At 62.2% G+C, this 24698-nt stretch carries 23 protein-coding genes; 12 read left to right on the top strand and 11 right to left on the bottom strand.

Features of this window, described 5'->3' with window-relative positions; translation table 11 throughout:
- Positions 1-158 precede the first annotated feature (158 nt).
- From BEN47_RS10720 to BEN47_RS21450, 5 genes are all read left to right on the top strand, one after another.
- The gene (locus BEN47_RS10720) at positions 159-371 is read left to right on the top strand and encodes a hypothetical protein (protein ID WP_070728356.1); all 213 of its coding nucleotides are present in this window, start codon (positions 159-161) and stop codon (positions 369-371) included.
- 230 nt (positions 372-601) lie between these two features.
- Positions 602-2206 (top strand): ABC transporter substrate-binding protein, encoded by a 1605-nt coding sequence (locus BEN47_RS10715; RefSeq protein ID WP_070728354.1) that lies wholly within the window; start codon positions 602-604, stop codon positions 2204-2206.
- A gap of 2 nt (positions 2207-2208) precedes the next feature.
- A complete protein-coding gene (locus tag BEN47_RS10710; RefSeq protein WP_070728353.1) occupies positions 2209-3279 on the top strand; it encodes an ABC transporter permease in 1071 nt (356 codons plus the stop codon).
- A complete protein-coding gene (locus BEN47_RS10705) occupies positions 3267-4247 on the top strand; it encodes an ABC transporter permease (protein WP_070728351.1) in 981 nt (326 codons plus the stop codon). The genes BEN47_RS10710 and BEN47_RS10705 overlap by 13 nt, the downstream gene beginning before the upstream one ends.
- Before the next feature lie 410 nt (positions 4248-4657).
- Positions 4658-4819: a hypothetical protein gene (locus BEN47_RS21450; RefSeq protein ID WP_158010980.1), complete on the top strand. Its 162-nt coding sequence runs from the start codon at positions 4658-4660 to the stop codon at positions 4817-4819.
- Positions 4820-4981: 162 nt separating this feature from the next.
- Here the strand turns inward: BEN47_RS21450 and BEN47_RS10700 are convergent, their stop codons facing one another.
- The 6 genes from BEN47_RS10700 to BEN47_RS10675 form a co-directional block, all read right to left on the bottom strand.
- Positions 4982-5887: an SDR family oxidoreductase gene (locus BEN47_RS10700; protein WP_070728349.1), complete on the bottom strand. Its 906-nt coding sequence runs from the start codon at positions 5885-5887 to the stop codon at positions 4982-4984.
- A 35-nt stretch (positions 5888-5922) separates the two neighbouring features.
- Positions 5923-6579: a peptidylprolyl isomerase gene (locus BEN47_RS10695; protein WP_083322322.1), complete on the bottom strand. Its 657-nt coding sequence runs from the start codon at positions 6577-6579 to the stop codon at positions 5923-5925.
- Between the two features lie 65 nt (positions 6580-6644).
- Positions 6645-7568 (bottom strand): hydroxymethylbilane synthase, encoded by a 924-nt coding sequence (gene hemC, locus BEN47_RS10690; RefSeq protein WP_070728345.1) that lies wholly within the window; start codon positions 7566-7568, stop codon positions 6645-6647.
- 158 nt (positions 7569-7726) lie between these two features.
- Positions 7727-8857 (bottom strand): DNA polymerase III subunit, encoded by a 1131-nt coding sequence (locus BEN47_RS10685; RefSeq protein ID WP_070728343.1) that lies wholly within the window; start codon positions 8855-8857, stop codon positions 7727-7729.
- Complete coding sequence (locus BEN47_RS10680) at positions 8854-10065, bottom strand: GlmU family protein (protein WP_070728341.1); 1212 nt, start codon at positions 10063-10065, stop codon at positions 8854-8856. Before BEN47_RS10680 ends, BEN47_RS10685 begins: the two co-directional genes overlap by 4 nt.
- Positions 10066-10243: 178 nt before the next feature.
- A complete protein-coding gene (locus tag BEN47_RS10675) occupies positions 10244-10513 on the bottom strand; it encodes a type B 50S ribosomal protein L31 (RefSeq protein ID WP_046247153.1) in 270 nt (89 codons plus the stop codon).
- A 363-nt stretch (positions 10514-10876) separates the two neighbouring features.
- On the opposite strand from BEN47_RS10675, the gene rdgB reads away from it, so the two are divergent.
- The 6 genes from rdgB to BEN47_RS10645 all read left to right on the top strand — a co-directional run bounded on the left by rdgB (position 10877) and on the right by BEN47_RS10645 (position 17048).
- Positions 10877-11470 (top strand): RdgB/HAM1 family non-canonical purine NTP pyrophosphatase, encoded by a 594-nt coding sequence (gene rdgB / locus BEN47_RS10670; RefSeq protein WP_070728340.1) that lies wholly within the window; start codon positions 10877-10879, stop codon positions 11468-11470.
- A 93-nt stretch (positions 11471-11563) separates the two neighbouring features.
- Positions 11564-12190, top strand: coding sequence for a uridine kinase family protein (locus BEN47_RS10665; protein ID WP_070728337.1), 627 nt, complete (start codon positions 11564-11566; stop codon positions 12188-12190).
- 133 nt (positions 12191-12323) lie between these two features.
- Complete coding sequence (locus tag BEN47_RS10660) at positions 12324-12785, top strand: DUF4268 domain-containing protein (RefSeq protein ID WP_070728335.1); 462 nt, start codon at positions 12324-12326, stop codon at positions 12783-12785.
- 87 nt (positions 12786-12872) lie between these two features.
- A complete protein-coding gene (locus tag BEN47_RS10655) occupies positions 12873-13247 on the top strand; it encodes a hypothetical protein (RefSeq protein WP_070728333.1) in 375 nt (124 codons plus the stop codon).
- Between the two features lie 141 nt (positions 13248-13388).
- Positions 13389-16385: a protein translocase subunit SecDF gene (gene secDF / locus BEN47_RS10650; protein WP_070728331.1), complete on the top strand. Its 2997-nt coding sequence runs from the start codon at positions 13389-13391 to the stop codon at positions 16383-16385.
- Positions 16386-16658: 273 nt separating this feature from the next.
- Positions 16659-17048, top strand: coding sequence for a c-type cytochrome (locus tag BEN47_RS10645; protein ID WP_158010978.1), 390 nt, complete (start codon positions 16659-16661; stop codon positions 17046-17048).
- A gap of 151 nt (positions 17049-17199) precedes the next feature.
- On the opposite strand, the gene BEN47_RS10640 is transcribed toward BEN47_RS10645, so the two are convergent.
- Positions 17200-17802, bottom strand: coding sequence for a NifU family protein (locus BEN47_RS10640; RefSeq protein ID WP_070728328.1), 603 nt, complete (start codon positions 17800-17802; stop codon positions 17200-17202).
- 233 nt (positions 17803-18035) lie between these two features.
- Here BEN47_RS10640 and BEN47_RS10635 point away from each other — a divergent pair, with 233 nt between their 5' ends.
- The gene (locus BEN47_RS10635; protein WP_083322321.1) at positions 18036-19400 is read left to right on the top strand and encodes an HTTM domain-containing protein; all 1365 of its coding nucleotides are present in this window, start codon (positions 18036-18038) and stop codon (positions 19398-19400) included.
- A gap of 276 nt (positions 19401-19676) precedes the next feature.
- Here BEN47_RS10635 and BEN47_RS10630 read toward each other — a convergent pair whose 3' ends face one another.
- From BEN47_RS10630 to BEN47_RS10615, 4 genes are all read right to left on the bottom strand, one after another.
- On the bottom strand, positions 19677-20540 hold the full coding sequence (locus tag BEN47_RS10630) for a hypothetical protein (protein WP_070728326.1): 864 nt from the start codon (positions 20538-20540) through the stop codon (positions 19677-19679).
- Positions 20541-20621: 81 nt separating this feature from the next.
- Positions 20622-21059, bottom strand: a complete 438-nt coding sequence (locus BEN47_RS10625) for a T9SS type A sorting domain-containing protein (RefSeq protein WP_125921618.1) — start codon at positions 21057-21059, stop codon at positions 20622-20624.
- A 433-nt stretch (positions 21060-21492) separates the two neighbouring features.
- Positions 21493-22572 (bottom strand): chorismate synthase, encoded by a 1080-nt coding sequence (gene aroC, locus BEN47_RS10620; protein WP_070728322.1) that lies wholly within the window; start codon positions 22570-22572, stop codon positions 21493-21495.
- Between the two features lie 105 nt (positions 22573-22677).
- Entirely contained in the window at positions 22678-24339 is a 1662-nt protein-coding gene (locus BEN47_RS10615; protein WP_070728320.1) for a BatD family protein, read from the bottom strand.
- Between the last annotated feature and the right edge of the window lie 359 nt (positions 24340-24698).

Below are 24698 nucleotides of genomic sequence, written 5' to 3'. Positions count from 1 at the left end.
GCTGAGCGAGAAAGATATTTTTATTCTCTATATAGTTACTATTTTTATCAAAAAAGCAATAGTCAACTTTAGGGCAATAATGTCCTTTTACAGGGGCATGGGAAGCGTCAACTTTGTGTCAATCAAACACCTGACACACCTTCTAAACTCTTTATACCGTGCTGAACCTCCTCGCCATCGCTCTATTCCAAGTTGCCAGCTTCTTGCCCAGCGCCACGCCAGCACCTTCTAATTCTACAATAAATAACACGGGCATCATTGGCAGCGGCGGCTGGGGCGGCGACTTCGCCACCATCGGCAGCGGCGGCTGGGGCGGCGACATCGCGCCGATTGGCAGCGGCGGCTGGGGCGGCGACTTCGCTGCCGTTTAGAAGCGCAAGAGTAGCCTCACGTTTCATGCCTATCTTGCCCTCCTGCTTTCGCAGTAGCTGTTTAGGCACCTCGCATGACGCAACACTCGCTCGGAAAATTGCTCTGTACCACAATCGCCGGATTGCTTTACAGCTGCTCTCCTCAGCGTACTGACACTGATGCCATTCGGATACGCTGGTCCCATGACCCGGAAACGCTGGACCCGTTTCAGTCTCCCAATCAGGTACCCTTGGATGCCGTCAACTTATTACACCTCGGGCTGCTGGAAGTCGATTTAACCCGACTCAAATACGCGCCCGTACTGGCCGAACGCCTGCCCACAACCCACTTAATTGGCGATTCGCTCACGGAGCTTCGCTACACCCTTCGGGCTGCGGCCGCCTGGGACAATGGGCACCCCGTGCTGGCCAGCGACGTAGCCTTCACGCTGAAGCTGATGTTTTGCCCGGACCTGCCCAACGAGGCCGCCCGCGCCCGTTTCGGTTTTATTGAGGAAATAACGACTACTGCGACCGCCCCGCGCCGCTTCACGCTGGTGTGCCGGGGGCAGTCGCTGGAGTATTCGGTGGCCTCGGGAGACTTCCCCATTCTGTCCGAAGCAGCCATTGACCCGCGCAGGCAGCTGCGCCGCTACTCGTTGCGGGCTTTGCAACGCCGGCCGGTAACGGCGCCGGCTGATACTGTGCTGCTGGGCGTGGCCCGGCGCTACCGGGCAGCCTCGCCGGACCGGTCGCCCGGTCTTTTGCCGGGCTGCGGCCCATACGAACTGGTAAAGTGGGAGAAAGACCGGTACCTCACCCTCCGCCGCAAAACCAACTGGTGGCCTGACGCCGGGCTGCGGCCCGTGCCCGCGGTGCTGCAGGCCCTGCCCAAACGACTGGAATACGTCATCATTCCCGATGCGGCCACGGCCACGCTGGCCCTGCGGCGCGGCGATTTGGATGTGTACCCGCAGATGCCCGCGCGGGAATACGCGCGCCTGCAAACTGCCCCCAGCACCAGCAACGCACTCAGGCTGTATTCCTCGCTTTCTTATAGTGTGGTGCTGGCGGGCTTCAACACCCGGCAGCCTGCCTTGGCCGACGCCTTGACCCGCCAGGCTCTCAGCCACTGCTTCGATGCGGCCGGCCTGCTAAAAGCTACACAGATGGGCGCGGGCACGCGCACCGTCGGCATTCTGAGTCCGGCCAACCGCATGAATTACAACGATAGTTTGGCGTTGGTACCCTTCGACCTCAAACGCGCGGCAGCCTTGCTGCGTCAGGCCGGGTGGCAGCGCGGCTCCGACGCCGAAGCCGGATGGGTGCGCACAGTTGCCAACCGCCCCCGCCAGCAGCTGGCCCTCCGGGTGCGGTACCGGGCCGAGGAGACATTATTTGCGACCGCGGCCCTGCAATTTCAGGCGGCAGCGGCCCAAATAGGAGTGCCGGTAACGCTGCTACCCACCGAATCCGGGACTTTTTCGGCTTCTATGCAGACTGGCGACTTTGATGTGTATGTGCGCACGCTGAACGGCAACCCCTTCATGTTCAATTTCACCCCCATATTTCACTCCGAGGGCATTGGGGCGGGAAACACCACGGGGTTTAATACGCTAGCCAGCGACCGCCTTATTGAGGCGATTACCACCGCAGAAACCGAGCAGCGCCGGGCCCAGCTGCTGCGCCAGTTCCAGGCCCTGATGCAGCGGGAGATGCCCGTGGTGCCGCTGTTCTTTCTGCCCAATCGGGTGGCCGCCAGCAGCCGCATCACCGGCCTGCAGGTTTCCAGCCTTAAACCCGGCTATTCGGTGAAGACATTGGTGCGCGCGCCGCAGCCTTCGCCCGCTCCGTAAGCATGGTCGGCTTGGTATTCCGGCGGCTGGCCCAGACGGGACTTGCGGTGTGGGCACTGGCTTCGGTGGTGTTTCTGCTGAGCTACCGGGACCTTGATGCGGCGGTGCGGCTGGCTCTGCCCGATGCCACCGAAGCCACGGCCGGCCCGGGTGCCGGCCGCGCCGCCGACCAGGCCACCCGGCAGGCCGCCTTCCGCCAGCGCCTGGGGCTCGACCTCCCCCTTTTTTACCTAAGCCGCACCACCGACCCGCAGCTGCACTGGGTGAAATGGCGCTGGAACGGTGCACACAACCAGTACCACCGCTGGGCAACGGGACTCGTGCGCGGCAACTGGGGCGTTTCGTTCCGAACGGGGGAAGCCGTGACGGCCCGGCTGGGCCGGGCCTTGTCGTTTACGCTGCCGCTCACGGGCACCGCCGCTTTCCTGGCGGTGCTGTGCGCTTTAGGCCTGGGGCAGCGCCTGGCCAGGCGGCCGTGGGGGCATTCTTTGCTGCAGGCTGCCCTGGTGGGACTGCACGCGCTGCCCTTGTTTGTGGTGGCCCTGGCCCTGCTGCTCACCTTGGCAAATCCGGAAGTAGTGGCCTGGTTTCCAGCCTACGGCCTCAGCCAGGCCACCGATGCCGACCTGGATACCTGGAGCCAGACAGGCCGGTATGCGCTGCACCTGGTGCTGCCCGTTGCGGCGCTCACGCTCACCGCGCTGCCCGAGCTTACCCTGCACCTGTCCGGGGCCCTCGCCCGGGAGCTGCGCAGCGACTATGCCACCACCGCCCGCGCCAAGGGCCTGGCCGAGCCGGCCATTATCCGCCACCACGCGCTACGCAATGCCCTGCTGCCTACCATTACCCTGATTGCGGAGCTGCTTCCGGCCCTGGTAGCGGGCGCGGTGGTGGTGGAAGTGGTATTTGCGCTTCCCGGCATGGGTCGGCTGCTGGCCGATGCGGCGGCCGCCCGCGACTATCCCGTGCTGGTGGGCGGGATACTGCTGATAGGAGCGGCCCGGCTGCTGGCCCTGCTCCTAGCCGACCTGCTTTATTTTTGGGCTGACCCGCGCATCCGGTGGCACTCCTGACCCCTGCTTTCCGCCTTTGGTCGCAGTGGCTGGCCGTGCTGTGGCTCGGTGTGGTGCTGCTGGTGGCCGCGCTGGCGCCGGTGTTGCCGTTGCCCTACTCGCCCAATTCGCCGGACTTGGCCAACATTGCCACCCCGCCGCTGGGGGCCGCGGGGCATTGGCTGGGCACCGACCCGCAGGGGCGCGACGTGCTGAGCATTCTGGTGTTTGGGGCCCGTACGGCGGTGCTGCTCACCCTGCCCGCGGCGGTGCTGGCGGCGGTGCTGGGGGCTTTGGTGGGCGGCGCGGCGGGTTTCTGGGGCAATGCCACCCGCCTGGCCGTGCCGTACTGGCTGCTTGGCGGGGGTGTGGGGTGGTGGGCCCTACAGCTGCCCATACCCCTATTAGGGCTGGGAGTGGCTGCCGGGGGGCTGGGCGTGGGCCTGCTCTTTGGAGTGCGCAAGCAGCGTTTTCCCAGCTGGCCCATTCCGCTCAATGCGGTGGTAATGGGCACTGCTACTACCCTGGACACCGTGCCCCGACTGGTGCTCGTGGTGGCCATGGCGGCGGGCACGGGCGTTTCCATCCCGGGCCTGCTCGTCTTACTCACGCTCACTTCCTGGCCACTGCCGGCGCGCCTGGTGCGAGCCCAAATGCTGCGAGTGCGCATCCTGCCGTTTGTGGAGGCCGCGCGGGCGGCCGGCATTTCTCCGCAACGTGTGTGGTTGCATCATGCCTTGCCCCATGCCCTGCAGCCGCTGCGCACGGCCCTTCCGCTTAGCATGGCGGGCCTTTTGGGCCTGGAGAGTACGTTGTCGTTTTTGGGCATTGGCCTGCCGCCCGATGTAGCCAGCTGGGGGAGGCTCATGGCCACCATCAGGAACGAACCCAGCGCCTGGTGGGCTTTCACCTTTCCCGCTTTATGTCTAATAATAAGCATTATAAGCCTAAATTCATTGAGCCGTCTCCGTTCTACCCTGGAAGAATAGCCACCGTAGAAACGTCCCTGCAGCCCGCAAAAAAAGCTCTAAATCTGGGGCGGTCCGGGTGGCGCCAATGTCGCAAATGGCTGTTTTTTCCGAGTGGTAGCGGCTTCAATCTTCCCTTTATAATCTCAATGCTACTTATTGTAAATCAAATTCTTAATTACACATCTTAGTTGCAAGACATATATAAAACTCGGTTTTAAGAAGCAATTAATTGTGTTTTTTCAGTAGAAATGACGGGGTTTGCTTGTCTCATTTTCAGCGGTTATGTCCTTTTTCTGGCTGCAATACGCCTGTAACATTGTATGGCCTTACGGATGATTCGTCCTGTCAGACCGCGCTACCTACTCTCCACCTTCTACCCAATGTCTATGTATTTGCTTATTTACCCCTCCTCAATCACTCCCAGGCGCATGAATGCACCTGTCCAGCCCGCTCGTGCTGCCTCCGTGAGCGTCGACTTTGTTACGCCTGATGGCATGATTGTGCCCCGGGCTTTGGCCGAAGCCGCGCTACATGCCCGCACTGCCGTGTTGGTGGGGGGCCTGCTGGTGGGCGTGTGGCCCCAATCCTGAACTTCCTTTCCAGCTACTACTCCAGCCTATTATTTTTCAGTTTCTACCTCGCTCTATTTGCTGTACTACTCTACCCGCTCTATCCAAGTATTGTAACTTCTGCTCACCGGCTACCCCTGTTGAGTTTTAACCCGCCGTCTACCCCGGCGGGTTATTTTTTGCTCAATTCGTGGAGCTTTGGGCCGCTACAATGGCCACCCCTTCGGCAAACGTGCGCGGGGCGTAGCCCAACTCGCGGCGGGCCTTGCCGATGAGAAATCCCGTGCGGGCCGGGCGCCGGGCCGGCTGCGAAAACGTGCTGGCATCCACTTTGGTAAGTAAGCGTTTGTCGAGGCCAAAATAGTCGGCCACGTGCACCGCCATGTCGTAGGGCGTCAGCATTTCGTCGCCGCTGAGGTGGTAGATGCCCTGTGCGCTTTGGTGAGCCAGGAGCCAGCAGCCTTCGGCTAGGTCCTCGGCCAGGGTGGGCGTGCGCCACTGGTCGGCTACCACTTTGATGGGGGTGCCAGCGCGCAGGGAATCCCGCACCCACAGCACGATGTTGGTGCGGCCGTAGTCGTGGGCCACGCCGTACACCAGCACGGTTCGGGCAATGGCCCACGGGCCGGCACTGCCCTGCACCACCCGCTCGGCAGCCAGCTTGCTTTCGCCATACACGTTGATTGGGCCGGGCACGGCCTCCTCGGACAAAGGCCCGGCGCTGCCGCTGAAAACAAAGTCGGTACTCAGGTGCGTGAGGTGGATGCCGGACTCCGTGCAGGCCTGCACCAGGTTTTCCACGGCCGTCACGTTTTGCAGCCAGCACGCGGCCGGGTGCAGCTCGCACTCATCCACATTGGTCATGGCCGCCGTGTGGATAAGGTGGGTGGGGCGCTCCTGCGCCAGCACACGCCGCACCTGGGCGGCATCGGTTACGTCGAGGGGCACAAAGCGCACGTCGAGGTAGAGCCCGGCAAGCTTATTTGCGCCGCGCGAGGTGGCTACCAGCTCCACCCCGGCTTGCTGCCAGAGCCGCCCCACCAGTTTCTGGCCCAGCAGCCCGTTGGTGCCCGTGAGGAGTACTTTCATGGTTGCCGCGGGCTTAGGTGTTAGGTATTACCGACTCAGCGGTACGTGTAACCGTAAAGCTCCGCTATTTTCTTGCGCTTGAGCTTTTCCACTTTCAGGGTCATGTTGATGTCCGCAATGGGGCGGTCGCGGCCGTCGCGGGCAAAAGCCGCAATTTTGCCGATGACGTCCAGGCCCTGTATCACCTGGCCAAAAACGGTGTACTGCCCGTCGAGAAAGTGGGTACCCTCCCGGTTCTCAACCAAGTAAAACTGGCTGGCGCTGCTGGCCCGCTCGGGATTGGCAAAGTCGCCTTGGCGGGCGGCGGCCAGGGCGCCATAGTTGTGCTGGTGCCCGGCGGTGAGCTCCGCGGGGATGGTGCCCTCATCGGGCTGGCCCAGGCCGTCGTTGCTGGGGTCGGCGTCTTTAGAGTTCGCATCGCCGCCCTGAATCATAAACCCGGGAATGACGCGGTGAAACGTGGTGCCGTTGTAGAAGCCGCCCTTGGCTTTCTTCAGAAAATTGTCTTTGTGCCGCGGGGTGTCGTCAAATAAAATCAACCGCATGACGCCCTGCGAGGTGGTGAGAGTCACCACTTCGTCCTTGTTGCTTTTTTTCCCGGGCTTGCCGGGTTTGCTGGCAGCCAAAACCGGGCCGGCTAGCCAAAGCAGGGCCATAAACAGCAGTCCCAGGCGTTGAAAAGAAAAACTCATAGCGGGTATAATGAAATAAAAACAACGGCAAAAATACAGCCAGTACCGAACAGCGGCACCGAGAACTAGCCCCGGTGCTGGCGGATGCTGGCCAATATCTCACGCCCGCCCCGGTTCAGTACCGAGTCGGCAACGGCGACGCCCAGCGCCAGCACATCAGCGGCGGGCGCCTCCCGAATCTCCTCCACGTACTCCTCGCCGCTGAGGCTGATGAGGCCGCCGTGCAGCCGAACCACGCCGCCGGCCAGGGTGGCGAGGGCGAAGGACGGAATGCTGCACCCGCCTTCCATGGTGTGCAAAAAGGCGCGTTCGGCCAGCAGGCAGGTGTGGGTTTCGGGGTGGTCCAGGGCCGCTTTGAGTTGGGCTTTGAGGCCTTCGTCCAGGCTGGCGGCGCATTCGATGGCAATGCTGCCCTGGCCCGTGGCGGGCACAAACTGGTCGGTGGGCAGGGTGTAGCGCACCAGGTGATGGTAGCCCATGCGGTGTACGCCGGCATAGGCCAGTACCAGCGCATCAAATTGCCCTTCCTCCAGCTTGCGGAGGCGGGTCTGGAGGTTGCCGCGGGCTTCGGCGGTGCTGGCCTCGGGGTAGAAGCGCCGAAGCTGGGCTTTGCGGCGGGTGCTGCTGGTGCCCAGCACAATGCCGGGCTTCTCCAGCGAAAACGCTTCGTTGTAGCTCAGCACCACGTCATTCACCTGCTCCCGCTCCAGGAACGCGAGCAGCTCCAGGTCGGGCGGAATGGTGCTTTGCACGTCTTTGGCTGAGTGCACGGCCAGGTGGGTCTCGCCCCGGCGCAGGCTTACTTCCAGCTCCTCGGTGAACACGCCCTTGGCCCCGATTTTGGCCAGCGACCGGTCCTGAATGGCGTCGCCAGTGGTTTGCATGGGCACGATTTCGGTGGCAAAACCGGCTTTTTGGAGCAGGCTGGCCACGTGTTCGGTTTGCCACATGGCGAGGCGGCTGGCACGGGTAGCGAGGCGGATGGTCATAATTTAAGAGAGGAGGATATTCAGAACGTCATGCTGAGCGCAGCCGAAGCATCTCTACCGCAGTAGTAACTATAATTAGTGTTGCGGTAGAGATGCTTCGGCTGCGCTCAGCATGACGTTCTGTTTAATATGATATGACGTGCTGTGATTTACGTTCTTCAAACCTTCATGAAGCCGCCCAGCCGCAGGGAACTGTCCACGAATACCATGCGCGGGTTGGCGTTGCGCTCGATGTGGTAATGCGCATCGGTCAGCTCTTTGGTCAGCAGGTCGGCGTTGCGGGGCGTTACCAGCTTGGAAAACTTGGTCACAAAATTCTGCTCCCCGGCCGGCAGATGGGGCACAAATTTCGGGTCGATACCAAAGAGCAACACCTTGCGTATCAGGCCCAGCGAGTAACTCAGCAGCTCCTTCTGGCTTTCGCGGCCCAGCTTTTGAAATTCTTCGCTCTGCTTCAGGATGTCGGCCGCTTTCCAGCTGTACGCCATGCGCATCCACTTCACGAAGAACTCGAAATAGTTGTGGTCGGCGTTGGCGTCGCGGCTGGCGATGGCGGCACCCAGGCTGCCCTCGGCCAGCTGCGCCACCTGGCGGGCCTTGGCTTCGGGCACGTGGTAGTGGCCGTGGAGGTAGTCGGTGATGTCGTTTTCCGAAAACGGACGCACCACCACCGGCTGCACCCGGCTGATAATGGTAGGCAGTAGCTGCTCGGGCGCGAAACTCACCAGCAGGAAGATGGTGGAAGGCGGCGGCTCTTCCAGCAGCTTGAGCACGGCGTTGGCGGCGGCCGGGTGCATTAGCTCGGGCAGCCAGAGAATGACGATTTTGAAGCGGGCCTCAAAAGCCTTCAGGCTCACCAGCTTCAGGATTTGCACGGCTTCGTCCTTGGAGATGTTGCCCTGTTTGTTTTCGGCCCCAATGTGCTGCATCCAGTCGTTGAGGCCCTGATAGGGATTATCGAGTACGAATGTGCGCCACTCGGCCATGAACTTGCTGCTTACCGCGTCCTTCGTCACCGATTTGGTGGTGGTCACGGGCAGCACGAAATTGAGGTCGGGGTGCGCCAGCTTGGCGGTTTTGGTGCAGGCCGGGCAGTGACCGCAGCTATCCTCGGCATCGGCGGGGCGCGCCTCGCAGTTCAGAAACTGCGCGTAGGCCAGGGCCAGGGCCAGCGCCGCGCCGCCCTCGCTGCCCCGGAAAAGCTGGGCATGCGCCACATGCTGCCGCTGCACCGACTGGCGCAGGAGCTGCTTCACAGCCGCTTGGTTGGGGATTTCGGCGAAGGTCATGCGTTTGCCTTTTCCCAGATTCTATCCTTGGCGGTTTCATCAAAAACCACCTGCATGATGCCCTGCTCTACCTTATCATAAGGAAGCGCGCGCCGGGCCATCACCCGCTCGGCCACTTCGGCTACTTTAGGCAGCTTGAATGTCTCAAAGCCGGCCGCGCCGCCCCAGCTGAAGCTTGGGATGAACGTGCGCGGGAAACCCGCCCCGAAAATATTGGCCCCCACGCCCACCACCGTGCCGGTGTTGAACATGGTGTTGATGCCGCACTTGCTGTGGTCGCCCATCATCAGGCCGCAAAAGGTCTGGCCGGTATCTACGAAGCGGCCCGCTACATGGCTCCAGACCTTCACGGAGGCGTAGTTGTTCTTTAGGTTCGAGGTGTTGGTGTCGGCGCCCAGGTTGCACCACTCGCCAATCACGGAATTGCCTAGGTAGCCGTCGTGGCCCTTGTTGGCGTAGCCCAGCAGGATGCTGTTGCCCACTTCGCCGCCCACTTTGGAGTGCGGGCCCACGGTGTTGTCGCCGCGCATTTTGGCCCCAGCGTTGATGTGCGAGCCTTCGCACAGCGCCAGCGGCCCCTTGATGATGGCGCCCTCGTGCACCTGCGAGTTTTTGCCCAGGTAAATGGGGCCGTCCTCGGCGTTGAGAATGGCCGCCCGGATTTTCACGCCGGGCTCAATGAAAATGTTTTCAGCGCCGTACACAATGGTGTGCGGGTCGTTCACCGGCTCGGAGGTGCGGCCGTGGGTGAGCAGGGCGAAGTCGCGGCGGATTTCGGCGCCGTTGCGCAAAAACAGGTGCCACGGCCGGCTAATTACGGTGACGGGCTCGGCTACCTGCCGGGTTTCGGGCAGGCCGTCCTGTATCAGCTCGGCCACCAGCGAGGCATCGGCTACGCAAGCTGCCACCAGCAGGTCATCGCTGTAGAGGGCCTGGCCGGGCTGCAGGGCCTGCACCTGGCGCGTGAGTAGGTCGTCGGGGCACACGGCGCCGTTGATGATGAGGGCCGGGCCGCTCACATCACCCGCTGGGAACTTGGCTTGCAGGTAAGGCTGGGTGAGGTAGCCCACCGACGCTACGCCCAAGCGGTGCTGCCACTTTTCGGCCAGGGTGAGAATGCCGCAGCGCAACGCCGCCACCGGCCGCGTGAACGTGAAAGGCAGCAGGTGCGGCCGAATGGCCGGGTCGTCGAAGAGCAGAACGTGCATGGTTGGAAAGCTTCAGGCCGCAAGCTACAAGCTGCAAGCGGGCGGTAGGGGCCGCTACCACAGTTCGGGGCGGGAGACACAAAAAATCAGTAACAAAAAAACTCCTGCCAGCTTCTGCCAACAGGAGTTCTATCAAAAGCTTGTGGCTTGCAGCTTGACGCTGATAGCTAACAGAAAGCTATTCTTTGTTGGCGCTGGCCTGCTCTTTTTTGGCGTAGCGGCTGCGGAATTTCTCCACGCGACCAGCGGTGTCGATGAACATGTTTTTGCCGGTGTAGAAGGGGTGCGAGGCGGAGCTCACTTCAATCTTCACCAGGGGATAGGTTTTGCCGTCTTCCATCGTGATGGTGTCGGTCGGCTTCATCGTGGAGCGGGTGATGAACTTAAAATCCGAGGACGTGTCCTGAAACACGACTTCCTGATACTCGGGGTGGGTCTCTTTTTTCATATCGGGGCCAGTTTTACCAGTTGAACCCTGCCGATTTTGCGGAAGGGACTGCAAAAGTACGGCTTAGCTCGTAAATACCCAACTCCGAACCCAATAATTCTCGTCTAAGCGGCGCTGCCAGTGGGCGTTGCCGAGCGGGCTGGCCTTTCCCAAATGGCCGGATAGTGGGGCCCAGCACTGCTGCGAGCAGGGTCGTTGCGCTCCCGGCGCATTTTGATTGGGGTCGAGATTACGCCGCGCAGTACTTCTACGCAAGTATCGTTGCGAACCATTTAATGGCACGGCCTGTGGCTGAGTCCGGCCGGAGGGCACCGCACGGCGCTACTTTTGCCGCACCTTTGCTCTTCCACTTCCCGTTTCCAGATGCCAACGCCCACCCAACTCTGCTTTGCCTCTAATAACGCGCACAAACTGGATGAAATCCGGCCGCTGCTGCCACCCGGCCTCACGCTGCTGAGCCTGGCCGACATTGAGTGTGCGGAAGAGCTGCCCGAAACCCAGGACACCTTGGAAGGCAACGCGCGCCAGAAGGCCGAGTACGTGCTCCAGCACTATGGCGTGGCCTGCTTCGCCGATGATACCGGCCTGGAAGTGAATGCCCTCAACGGCGAGCCGGGCGTGTATTCGGCGCGCTACGCCGGGCCCCAGCGGCGGGCCGAGGACAACGTGGCTAAGCTGGTGCAGGAGCTGCACGGGACTACCGACCGCTCGGCACGCTTCCGCACCGTGGTGGCGCTGGCCGGGGCCGATGGCACCGTGCACGAGTTTGATGGCGAGGTAGACGGCACTATCATACAACAACCACGCGGCGCGGGCGGCTTTGGCTACGACCCCGTGTTTGTGCCAACCGAGGGCGACGGCCGGACTTTCGCCGAAATGAGCGGCACCGAAAAAAACCGCATCAGCCACCGGGCCCGCGCCGTGGCGAAATTGCTCGCGTATTTGAATGCGAGATGAGGAATGAGGAATTTTGGCCCCATATGGTCATGTTCCAATTCCTCATTCCTCCTTATTAATTCTTCATTGAGCGAAGCGTTACCTTTGCCCGCTATGCACACCCCTTATCTTATTGGCATCACTGGCGGCAGCGCGTCTGGCAAAACCACGTTTCTGCGTCGGCTGTTGGCAGCTTTCCCCGAAGACCAGATTTGCCTCATTTCCCAAGACAACTACTACCACCCCCGCGAAAAGCAGATGCGCGACGACAAAGGGGTGGAAAACTTTGACTTGCCCGCCAGCATCGACGCCGCGGCCTACGCCGAGGACGTGCTGCGCATCAGCCAGGGCCACGAGGTGCGGCGCAAGGAATACACGTTCAACAACGCGGCGGCTACCCCCAAGGAGCTAGTGTTTCGGCCGGCGCCCATCGTGGTGGTGGAGGGCATTTTCGTGTTTCACTTCGAAGAAATTGCCAAGCTGCTCGACCTGAAGGTGTACATCGACGCTCAGGAACACGTGAAGCTGCACCGCCGCATCATCCGCGACCGCGACGAGCGGGGCTATGACCTGGCCGATGTGCTCTACCGCTACACCCACCACGTGGCGCCCACCTACGAGCAGTTTATTGCGCCATACAAGCACTACGCCGACATCGTAATCCCCAACAATCGGCACTTCGAGAAGGGCCTGGAGGTACTAGTGGGTTTCCTGCAGGGCAAGGTGGTGGCGGCAGAGTAGGCTGCGTTTCCTGGCTTAATAATATAAATGAGGACGAGGCTCCGGTGGCTCCAGTAGCGGCCGGAGTCTTTTCTTTGGCCCATCTATTTGCCCACCCCGGGCCTGCGTCGTGCGGGCTCGCGTCTTCGTTCCGATGTATAGCAAAGCAGAAGTAAACCAGCTACGCCAGGCTTTCTGGACGGCTTTTGGCCAGTACATGGCGCCGGTGCCCTCAGCCGAAGGCGACACGACCAACTGGATAAACTACAAGACCGGCCTCAAGCACGTGTATTTCCGGATGCAGGCCGACAACCGCCGCGCCACCATCGCCATCGAACTGACCCATCCGGACGCGGGCATTCGGGAGCTGTTTTTTGAGCAGTTTGAGGAAGTGAAAAACGTGCTGCACGAAACCCTGGGCGAAGCGTGGACCTGGGAAGCCCATGCCACCGATGCGCAAGGCCTGCCCTTCAGCCGCATTTATAAGGAATTGAGTCCGGTGAACCTGTTCAACCGAGACGACTGGCCGGCGCTTATCTCGTTTTTTAAGCCCCGCCTCATTGCCCTGGATGCTTTCTGGACCGATGCCCAGTACACGTTTGAGGCGTTGAAATAAGGCCTGAATAGGGCTTTGAGGCGGTTTATGACGTTGTTTACCAACTTTCCCCGCAAAGGATTATCTTTGTAGTCCCCGTTTACGCCCATGTTGGTTTTGCTCTCCCGCTTTTGGTTTTCGTTGCGCTATGCCCTGCTCGCCGTCTCGGTGCTGCTGGTGCTGGGCCTGAACCAGCGTGCCGTGAGTGTGCTGCGCTTGCCCGTGAGCAAGGGAGAAACCCGGCTAACGGCCCCGCCCAAGGCGACGGTGGTCAAGCAAAAAGTAATACTGGAAGCCACCGCCACGCTGGACCATTTTGTAGCCCCGCTCGCCATGGCCTGGCTGCCGGGCGCCGTACCCGCCATGTGGCTCCCCGCGCTGCGGCGGGCCCTGGCCGTGCCGCGCCTGCTGGCCGGCGTGCGAGCCGGTGAGGTTTTCCGGGCGCGGTTGCTGGCCGTGGCGCTCTCGCCGCAAGCACCCTAAGGGGAGTTATGAGTTATGAGTTAAAGGTTATGAGTTGGCTGCCTGGGCGGAATTTTTACTTTCCCGCGCTGCCAATACGGCTTCTATTCATAATTCCAACCCGCCCTCAACTCATAACTTTTAATTCATAACTCAATTTCGATGCGTAACAAAGGATTAATCATCGCCCTAACCCTCGTGGTAACGGCGCTGTGCGCGTACTTTCTGTTCTTCACCTACGTCTCGCGTGGGGTGCAGCAGAAGGCCGTGGACTACGCCACCACCAACGGCAAACTCAACGAAGCGGCCCGCCAGCACTACCTCGACTCGGTGTGGCGCGCGCCGGTATACGGCCCGTTCACGTACCGCGAGGTGCGCCAGAGCGAGCTGGGCCTCGGCCTCGACCTGAAAGGCGGCATGCACGTCACGCTGGAGGTTTCGCCGGTAGAAATTGTGAAAGCCATGAGCGGCAACAGCAAAGACGTGGCCTTCAACAAGGCGTTGGAGCAGGCCCAGCTGGCCCAGAAAACCAACTCGGGTACGCCCTTCACGGCGCTGTTTTCGCAGGCTTACCAGGCGGCGGCCCCCGGCAAGCCATTGGCTACCATTTTTGCCAACACCACCAACAAAAGCCGCAACATCGACATCAACTCGTCGAACGATAAGGTGCTGGCCGCCATCAACAAAGAAGTGGACGAAGCCATTGACCGCTCGTTCAACATCCTGCGTACCCGCGTCGACAAGTTCGGCGTGAACCAGCCCAGCATTCAGCGCGTGAAGGGCACCGGCCGCATTCAGATTGAGCTGCCCGGCGTGGACAACCCTGACCGCGTGCGCAAGCTGCTGCAGGGTCAGGCCAAGCTGGAGTTCTGGGAAGTGTGGAACCAGAACGAAGTAGGTCCTTACCTCGTGCAGCTCGACCAGCAGCTTTCGGCCAAAGAAGCTGCCCGGAAAGCCGGTGGCGCTACTGCCACGGTTGCTGATACCTCCAAAGCCCTGGCTGGCACTGCCGCTACCGCCGACACCACGTCGCTGGCTGCGCAGCTCGCCAAGAAAACCAAAGACGCCGCCGTTGATTCGGCTGCTACTTCTACCAAAGGCGGCCAGCTGGCCCGCCTCTTCACCATGCCCGGCCGCCTGGGCGTGAACCTGCGCGACACCGCCCGCATGAACGCCATCCTGCGTTCGCCCGAGGCGAAGGCCGTGCTGCCCCCCACCCTGGCCTTGCTCTGGAACCTGAAGCCGACCACCGTCGACAAGCAGGAATACCTGGAGCTGGTGCCCGTGCGCAAAACCCGCGACGGCGTACCGCCGATGAGCGGCGAAGTTATCAGCGATGCCCGCGCCGACATCGGCCAGAACGGCCAGCCCGAAGTGCTGATGAACATGTCCCCCGCGGGCTCGCGCAAGTGGGCTAAGATGACGGCCGCCAACATTGGCCAGCAGGTGGCCATGGTGCTCGACGAATACGTGGTGTCGGCCCCGGTGGTACAGAGCGAGATTACCGGCGGCGGCACCAGCATCACGGGCAGCTTCGCCATCGAAGACACCCAGGACCTGGCCAACCAGCTGAAGGCGGGTAAGCTGCCCGCGCCCACGCGCATTGTAGAAGAAGCCATTGTGGGTCCTTCGCTGGGCAAGGAGGCCATCAACCAGGGCCTGTACTCGTCGCTGGCGGGCCTGGTTATCATCATGATTTTCATGGCCGCTTACTACGGCCGCGCGGGTCTGGTGGCCGACGTGTCGCTGCTCTTCAACATGTTCCTGATTATGGGCATGCTGGCGCAGTTTGGCACCGCGCTGACGCTGCCCGGCATCGCCGGTCTGATTCTGGTTATTGCCTCGGCCATTGACGCCAACGTGTTGATTTTTGAGCGGATTCGGGAAGAGCTGGCCCACGGCCTCACCGTACCCGACGCCATCAACAAAGGCTACTCGCGCGCTTTCTCGGCCATTTTCGACTCGAACGTGACCACCATGCTCATTGCCGTTATCCTCGGCTTCTTCGGCACGGGTCCCGTGCAAAGCTTCGCCATTACCCTGGGTATTGGCGTGCTCACCTCGTTCCTGTCGGCGGTGTTCGTGTCGCGCCTCATCATCGAGTGGATGGTGAAGGGCCGCGATGACCACAGCCTGACCTTCGATACCTTCCTTTCGCGCGGCCTGTTCAGGAACCTGAACTTCGACATCGTGGGCAAGCGCAAAATTGCTTACGCGACTTCTGCCATTGTCATCCTCATCGGTTTTGGCCTGATGGCCTACCAGGGCGGCCCCAACTTGGGCGTGGACTTCAAAGGCGGCCGTGCTTACGTCATCGACTTCAACAAAACCATGGTGGCCTCGGACGTAGCCCAGCAGCTGCGCCCGGCCTTTGAGGGCTCCGGCCTGGAGGTGAAGCAGTACGGCGCACCGTCGCGCCTGCGCGTGACCACCGGCTACCTGGCCAACGACGAAAGCGTGGAAGCCGACCAGAAAGTGCGCGCCGCCCTGGACAAGGGCCTGACGCAATTTGCTTCGGCCAACCCGCAGGTGCCGTCGGCCTCGAAAGTAGGCGCTACCATTGCCGACGACATCAAGCGGACGTCGGTGCTCTCGCTGGGCCTCACGCTGCTGGGCATCTTTGTCTACGTATTGCTGCGCTTCGACAAGTGGCAGTACTCGATGGCCGCTGTGGTGGCGTTGTTCCACGATGCCCTGCTGGTAATTGCGGCCTTCCCCATTGCCCGCGCCTTCGGCGTGGTGTATGAGATGGACCAGATTTTTGTGGCCGCTGTGCTTACCGTGCTGGGCTTCTCCATGAACGACACCGTGGTTATCTACGACCGCATCCGGGAGTACCTGCACGAAAACCCCAAGCTGACCTTCGCCCAAGTGGTGAACCCGGCGCTGAACTCGACCTTCTCGCGGACCATCATCACGTCTTCGACCATTCTGATGGTGGTAATCGTGCTGTACATCTTCGGGGGCGAAACCCTGCGTTCGTTCTCCTTCTCGATGATCATCGGGATGATTTTCGGCACGTACTCGTCGCTGTTCATCGCCACGCCGATTATCCTCGACACCTACGGCAAGAAAGAGGAGCGGGAGCGCCGCGCCGCTGGCGAGGACATGACTCCTGCCACCGGCGATGCTCCCCAGCTGAGCAAGGCTAACGTGTAAGCAAGCAGACGAGGCAAGCGTCTATTGCCTTTGAAAAAAAGCCCGGCCCCGTGCCGGGCTTTTTTTATGGCTCGTCATGAAGGCCGGTTCAGGTTTTTTTCAATCCAATGGCAGCCCCACTTGGGCACACCACCATAAAACCGACCCGCGGGAACAGCACGTAAGCAACAACGACCCGCAGGTACTTGTGGAAACAGAATACCGCTATCAGGTCAACCCGGCGGTTGTGGCCCTACTTTATTCAGCTTTGTTATCCCGATGGTATTTTTATTCATGAAGACCCCGCTATCATCCATCTCCGCGCTGCTAATGCTGGGCTCAACCATGGTGCTGCTGGCAAGTGCCGGATGCACAGATTCCAAGGGCGGGCAGCCGTCGCCGTGCAACGTGGAGGCGCAGCCCGTCACGTACGCTGCCGTGGTTTCACCCATTTTTGATGCCAGGTGCCGCGCTTGCCACAGCAGCCAGGTGGCGAACAGCATGGGCGGTGGCAATGATTTCAGCACCTACGAAGCCATCAAGCGCTTCCCCTCCAATGTGCTGTTGAACTCCATCCGGCACGCGCCCCGCGCCCGGGCCATGCCGCCGGTTGGCAGCAAGCTCTCGGACTGCGACATCGAGCGCATTGAGCGCTGGACAGCTACCGGCTTCCCCGAGAAATAACCCGCGAGCAGCGCCACGCACGCCCAAAGCAGGCACAAGACCAGAACCGGGCAGATGTCGCTTTTTTCGGCCAGCCCATCGGAAGTGCAGAACCCAAAAGAGGCCGCCTGAATCATCAGGCGGCCTCTTTTAAATTTGATTATCAGCTGAGCTATACGGTGATGCCTTCGGCTACTACGCTTTGCACTTCGGGCACCATGCGCTTGAGCAGGTTTTCGATGCCGGACTTGAGGGTGACGGTGGCCGAGGGGCAGCCGGAGCACGAGCCCTGCAGGTTCACAGTCACGATGCCTTCGTGGTAGCTTTTGAAAGTAATGTTGCCGCCGTCCTGCTCCACGGCGGGGCGCACGTAGTTATCGAGCAGGTCGATAACTTTTTGGGCAATCTGGCCGTCGTGCTGGGTGGGGTCGCCGGCGGTGGCGGCCTGGGCGGCCTTCTGCTCGGCGGCGGGGTCAACCAGGAAAATAGGGCCACCGGCCTCTACGTAGCTTTTCAGGAACTGGCGCAGCTCGGGAATGAGCTGGGTCCAGGCCATTTCGGGCTGGCTTTTGGTGACGGTGACGAAGTTCTGGGCGATGAACACGCGGCCCACGTAGTCGAACCCGAACAACTCCTGCGCCAGGGGCGAGTTGGCGGCGGCTTCGAGGTTGGGGTAATCCACGCTCACGCCGTCGACCAGCAGGTTGGAGTTCAGGACAAATTTCATGCTCTCCGGGTTAGGGGAGGCTTCGGCATAAATGGAGACAGCGGACATAGGAGTATTTTCTAAGGTCAAGTAGCAGATTCTTGGTTGTCAGGGGCGGGGGGCGGCAATGCAGCCAAAACGCGCAGCTGATTTACTTCGAACTTTGGCTACAACAGTGCTGGGATAGCAGAGGTTGCAAAGGTACGCCCCGGCGCCAGGTTCTGTGTAGTTAAAGTTGTGAAGCTCTATTTCACGGCTGGCCATCGTATAATACGCTTCTACCTCTTCACCGCTCCACCCCCGTGCATCCTCCCTTTTCATCCCCAGCGGCGCGCCTGCGCCACGCCCTTTTCCGGCCCGTTGACATTGCGTGGCTGGTGTTTTTCCGGCTGGGCGCGGGCGTGTTCATCGCCACCGAGCACGCCGGCGCGGTGGTGCTGGGGCATCCGCAGCGCTATCTGGAGGCGCCCCACCACTTCACCTACCTGCTGGCGCCCCTGCCCGACTTATCGGCGCCGGTACTGTATGGCCTCTACGCCGCGGTGATAGGCGGCGGGCTGGCGGTGGCGGCCGGCTGGCGCTACCGGGCCGCGGCCCTGCTGCTGTGCTTGGGCTGCTGGTGGCTGTTTCTGCTCGATTCCACTACCTACATCAACCACCACTACCTTTTTTGCCTTATTGCGAGCCTGCTGGTGGTGCTGCCGGCCCACCGGGCGGCCTCGCTCGATGTGCGCGCCGGCCGCGTGGCACCCGCTGCCACCGCCCCGGCCTGGACGCGCTTCCTATTGCTGGGCCAGCTGGGAGTGGTGTACTTCTTCGCGGGCCTGGCCAAGCTCAACACTGACTGGCTGGCGGCCCGCCCGCTCACCGTATGGCTGGGCAACAAGGGCCACTGGTGGCTGGTGGGGCCGCTGCTCATCCAGTCCTGGCTGGCCTGGCTGATGAGCTACGCGGGCCTGTTGTTCGACCTGCTGGTGGTCCCCTTGCTGCTGTGGCGGGCGGCCCGGCCCTGGGCCTACGGGGCGGCTGTGGTTTTTCACCTCAGCAACGTCGTCATCTTCGGCCTGGGCACGTTTCCGTGGTTTTCCCTGCTGATGACGGCCCTGTTTTTTGCCCCGGACTTTCCGCGCCACTTGCCGGGTGCCGTGGGGCGGTGGTTCCGGCGGCGGGTACCCGCGCCGGGGCCGACTGCTGTTGCAGAGTCGCCATCGCGCAGCTGGCGGCAGGTGGCCGTAGTAGCTGCGCTCACCGCATACGGCGCGGTGCAGGTGGCCGTGCCGCTGCGCCACTTCCTCTATCCCGGCTCGGTGCACTGGACCGAACAGGGCCACGATTTTGCCTGGCACATGATGCTGCGCAGCAAGACCAGCACCGCCACCTTCCGGGTGCGCTTTGCCGATGGCCACGAGGAAACGGCCGACCTGGGCAACGTGGTCACCCGCGCCCAAAGCCGGTTTGCCAACTACCCCGACGGCCTGTTGCGGGTGGCCCACTGGCTGGCGGCCGACTACCGGAAGCAGGGCCGGCCCCCCACCGCCGTCTTCGTCGATTCCAGGGTGGCGCTGAACGGCCGCCCCGAGCAGCCCCTGGTGGCTCCTAGTGTCAATTTACTGCGCTACCGCCCTACCCTGCGGCCGGCGGCCTGGGTAGCGCCCGCCCCGGACTGATTCGCGCTTCGTTGGCCTCGGCCGCGGCGTGTTGTAAGCGCCCAGGTGGGGACTCAGCATTCGGCAAGCCGGACCTAGCGAACTGGGCCCGCAAGCGAGCGAAGCACCAAGAGTGAGAGCACGGTTGCAAAGGCACCGAAGAGCACCTGCCGGTTCAGTTCTCAGAGACCGCCAGTGGGACTTCCGCAACCGTTCTACGTTCATCTTCGGCGGAGCCCTACCCGGCATGGCTGAATGTGGAACGGTTGCGGAAGTCCCGTATACTGTTGTTTGTGGCTAGCCGGCGTCACCGGCCCGGTGGTGCGTCCTTGAACGTTTTCCCCGCCCTGGCCCGCCAGCCAGACCTGCATCGTGCCGTTGCCCACGGGCTTGCGGCTCTGGCGCTGCACCACCACGCCTTCTACCCGGGTCGTGCCCGACGTCGGGGCGTCGCCACAGCCCGCCAGCAAGCTGACGCCCGCAGCTGATAACAGGGCAGGACATAGGCTCTGGCGCACGGCAGACAGGAGGGACACGATAGAAAGGAATGCGTACGGTTACGGTGTCCAAGGCGGCAGGCTGAATTAATTGAAACGACTGTTTGCTTTGCCCTTGGTCATTGATAAACCACGCGATACTTGGGGTAACGCCTGCTAGTATTGGCCGCACCAAAAGGGTGTCATTTGGAAAGCGTAGGGTTTCACCCGAACCAGCGTAACCGGTAATGGTAAGTATAACCCGGCTTTTGGGCGGTTCGTCGACGAGCACGAGCCGCAGCCAGGCGGGGGCCAGCACGGGCACCGTCAGGCCGGTGTTCTTCCGGCCGGCCGTCAGTGCCGGGGCCTCGGCCCAGTCGGTGAGGTAGCCGGGCGGGGCTTGGGCTTTGAGCAGGTACCCCGTCTCGTTGGTCGCGTCGAAGTCGAACGAAAAGCGGCCCTGCGCGTCGCAGGGCTGGGGGGTGCCCACGGGGCCGTAGCCCCCGCCCTTGCCGGCCAGCCAGACCTGCACCGTGCCGTTGCCCACGGGCCGGCGGCCCTGGCGCTCCACCACCTGGCCGTCCACCCGCGTGGTGCCCGTGGTCGGGTCGTCCTTACAGGCCGTTAAAAAAAAGAAGACGCCCCCGGCCACGAGCCGCAGGGCAATTGAAAAAGACCTGTTCATGAGTGAAAATTGTTAGGGGAGACAGTGCCACAAGAAAGGGGGCGCGCCCGCGGTGAAGTGGCGGGCGCGCCCGATTGCGAATCAATGCACGATGCTGAGTTGCCGCCGGGTAAGGGTCTTGTCGCGCTGCACCGTGACCTGGTACAGCCCCGCCGGCCAGGCTTGCGTGTTCACGCGCAAGGTCGCTGTTTTGACGTCGCCGGCCTTGAAGATTTCCTTGCCTTGCCCGTTGTGCACGCTGATGTGCATGGGCTTTTGCTGCTTGTTGGCCGAAGACGCGGCCCGGCTGCCGGCTTTGGCGGCGCTTTGGCTCGCGAAGCCGCTGGGTTCGTCCGGCGCTTGCTCTTCGCTGCCAATCTCCACGTAGCTGTCGGCGGGGTTCGGATAGACGGCCTGCGCCTGTTGCGGCTGCCCGTAGTAATTCGCCGTGGCGGTTTGGGTTCCGCTGGTCACCCGCACCTGTACCAGTACCGCGGAAGGGTAGTTGTTCAGGCAGATGCCGTTTGTATCTGAACACAACGTTGTTTTTCCCTCTGGTTGAGATGCCTGGCAGCGCGTACGCGTGGTTGGGGCACGCGATAATCGCTGAAAGACCAATGGCAGTGTATTGCGTCTTCAGCAGCTCCATGCCCGGCACCATGCCCGACTGGGCCACGGCTTGCCCACTGCCATTGGCCACGGCCACCTTGCGCAGCAGCGAGGGGTAGCTGTTCGGGGACTGCTGCCAAGCCTGCCAGTCATTGCGCAGGGGCGCCGCGTCGCCGTTGCGGTGGAAGTTAATCACTGTTGTTACGCACGCCAGCCCCGGCACCCTGCGTAACAACAGGTTTTTAACAGTGAAACGGTTCAGCAAGTCGTACGTGGCCACCTATTCAGGCAAATTGGGGCGGCGGGCGGCGGTCTGTTTCTCTTACAGCGCCTGCCGCCTTACCGAACGCGCCAAGGTTCGTTCCTACAGCCGGTTGGCCCGCGCCCGCAGCAGCAAGTCGGCTAGGACCAGCTGGGTCATGGCTTCTACGATGGGCACGGCGCGGGGCAGTACGCAGGCGTCGTGGCGGCCGCGGCCCACCAGCGTGATGGCCTCGCCCTGGTCGTTGATGGTTTGCTGGGGCTGCAGCAGCGTGGCCACGGGCTTGAAAGCCACCCGGAAATTGATATCCTGCCCGTTGCTGATGCCGCCCTGGCTGCCGCCGCTGTGGTTGGTGCGGGTACGCACGGTCCCGGCCTCGTCGGTGTAAAACTCGTCGTTGTGCACCGAGCCCGGCAGGCGTGTACCCGCAAAACCAGAACCGAATTCAAACCCTTTCACGGCATTGATGCTGAGCAGGGCGTGGCCCAGCACGGCGGGCAGCTTGTCGAACACGGGCTCGCCCAGGCCCGCGGGCACGTGGCGGGCCACGCCCGTAATGATGCCGCCCACGGTGTCGTGCGCTGCCTGCGCCTCGCGGATGCGGGCTTCCATGCGCACGGCGGTTTCGGGGTAGGGGCAGCGCACGGGGTTGGTGTCGATGAGCGAGAAGTCGAGGTGCTGGTACTCCACAGGCACTTCCACTTCGCCCACCGTTGATACATAAGCGGCTACTTCGACCCCGAAATGCGCCAGCAGCTGCGCGGCCACGGCCCCAGCAGCTACGCGGGCCGCCGTTTCGCGGGCCGAGCTGCGGCCGCCACCGCGGTGGTCGCGCCGCCCGTACTTGGCGTCGTAGGTGTAGTCGGCGTGGCTGGGGCGGTAGGCGTGGGCAATGTGCGAGTAGTCGTCGGAGCGCTGGTCGGCGTTGGGGATAAACAGGCTGATGGGCGTGCCGGTGGTAAATCCTTCAAACAGCCCGGACTGAATCTGAACGGTGTCGGACTCCTTGCGCGGCGTGGTGAGGTCGGACTGCCCGGGCCGGCGCCGGTCGAGCGCCGCCTGAATTTGGGTGGCTTCCACCCCAATGCCCGCCGGGCAACCATCAATGATAACGCCAATGCCCGCCCCGTGGGACTCGCCGAAGGTGGTGATGCGAAAGAGAGTACCGAAAGTATTGGACATGGGAAACGTAAGAATGAAGGTGCTGCTCCGCTGGCAACACGGCGCAAAGGTCGGCACGCGGCCGGGTTTTAGCGCCCCGTACGCGGTGCCATGGAGCCGCTCGCGCTACGGGCGCCGCCCGGCGCGCCACCAGCCAATGCCTGCCACCCCCACCAGGCCCAGCAGCAGCCAGTACGCGTAGCGGCGCACGTCGCGGTACACGTCCAGCGACTGCATGGTGCCATCGGCACTGGCCAGCGCGGGGCCGTAAAAGGGGTCGTCGGCGGGCTTGGGCAGGGCCGCGGGCGGCGCGTTAAGGCCGCGCACCTTGGGCTGGATGCCCGGCCGCAGGGTGTCGTAGCGGGACGTTATCGGGTTGAATACCACGAGTTGTAGCAGGCTATCGAGGGGCACGGTGCCGCGCCGGCGGGCCACCAGGCGGTACCGGAACAGCTTCCGGCCACCGCCGTTGGCCACTTCTTCGCGCACTTCAGGCCCGTACACATCCAGGCCGGGGTAGGGCTTGAACACGGGCGCGAGCACGGCGGCCAGATTGCCCCGGCCTTCCAGCCCAAACGTGTAGGTAAACGACTGCCCCACCCGAAAAGTGGTTCGGCTGATGGCTTCGCGCAAGCGGTAGGCGCCTACGGGCAGTACGTCGCGCTCGGCCTGCTGTGGCAGCGGCCGTACCTGCACCGTGACGCCGGTGGAGTAATAGGTTTTATAATCGGCCAGCCGGTTTTCCTGGCCAGCCTCGGGCTTTTTCAGAAACCTGAACTTGACCATGGTGAGGGCCAGGGGTGGGAAGCGCAGCGGCGCGGTAGTGAGGGGATAATACACGCTTTCGGCCAGCCGGAAGCGCAGGTAGAGCTGGCCGCGGCTGCGCACGGTATCGGGCGTCACGCTGGGGTCGGGGCCGGGTGCCTGCCAGGCCGTGGACTGCTGCAGCTGCCGGATGAGGGGCGTGAGCTGGTCGTTGAAATCGTGAAAGGCCAGCATGGCCTGGTCGGGTGGGGTGAGGTAGAAATAGAGCCCCACCCGCACGCCCTCGCCCAAATACACGCTGGGGCGGTCGGCAACCACGGCCAGGAACGCCCGGTCGGGCAACTCTTGGTAGAGCGCGGGCTTGGGCTTGCCGAAGAGTTTGTCGAGGTCGCCCACGGCTTGCAGCGGAGCGGCCGGGTTGGCGGACTTTGTGAGGGCCGGTGGAGTAGCCGGTGGAGTGGTCGGCGCCGGCTGGGGCGCGGTGCCGCCCGCCGGTGGCGTAATGGCCGGCGCCGCCGCAGTGGGAGCGGCCGGCACTGGCGTGGTGGCGGGCGGCGCAACGGAAGGCACAGTAGCGCCGCCCGGAGCCGGCCCCACCCGCACGGTGGTGGCCACGCTGCGCAGCAGCACCCCGTTCACGGTGAGCTGGAAGGGCTTGATAACGTACTCGCCCTCGCCGTAGGGCACGTAGCGCTGGGTAATGATGAGGTCAGTAAAGCGGCGGCCCTGCACAATGCGCGTGGTGGTGGTGCTGGTTTTGCCGCTCTTTTTGAACCCCTCCAGCTCCGGGAATTCGGAGTACCGCTCCAGCACTCCGCCACGCAGCCGAAAAGCCAGCGTGAACACCCCCGTGACGGGCAGGCTCGTGGGACCTGGCAGCAGGGCCACATCGCCGGGCAGGGTGGGCAGGGGCCTGGGCTTGAGAACCGCAACGGCCGGCGTGGGTTGCGCAGCCGTACTGCCGGGCTTGGCAGACTGTGCCCCGGCCAGGTGCGGGCCGAACCAGCCCAGCAGCAATGCCATCCAACCAAAAAATCTTCCCATAGCCCCGGTCATCGTTTGCGCCCCCTAAAAGTAGCCTTAAACCCCGGAATCCGCTTTCTTCACAAAGTCACAATTTACTATATCTGCAACAAAAAAGGGCCAGTATTATAAATAAATGCGCTTTTCAAATCCTTTTGCCCCCCTACTCACGTATCTGGCTTCAAATGTCCCATTTTGCCTGGACTTGTTTCCCGAAACAATAAGTCTTCGATAGCATGGGGCATCATATTGTCATTCCGCACTCTACCCTACTATTTTAGGGAATTGATAATAAGTAAGTTGTCGAATAAACCAGTCTAGCAGGGCCGTAATTTTACGGGCTATTGGCTCTTGCGGCC

Origin of the sequence: Hymenobacter lapidarius (assembly GCF_001816145.1) — a bacterium.
In the GTDB taxonomy this organism is placed as follows: domain Bacteria; phylum Bacteroidota; class Bacteroidia; order Cytophagales; family Hymenobacteraceae; genus Hymenobacter; species Hymenobacter lapidarius.
Note: the sequence above shows the minus strand (reverse complement) of the source record. Positions and strands in the feature narration are given on the sequence as shown.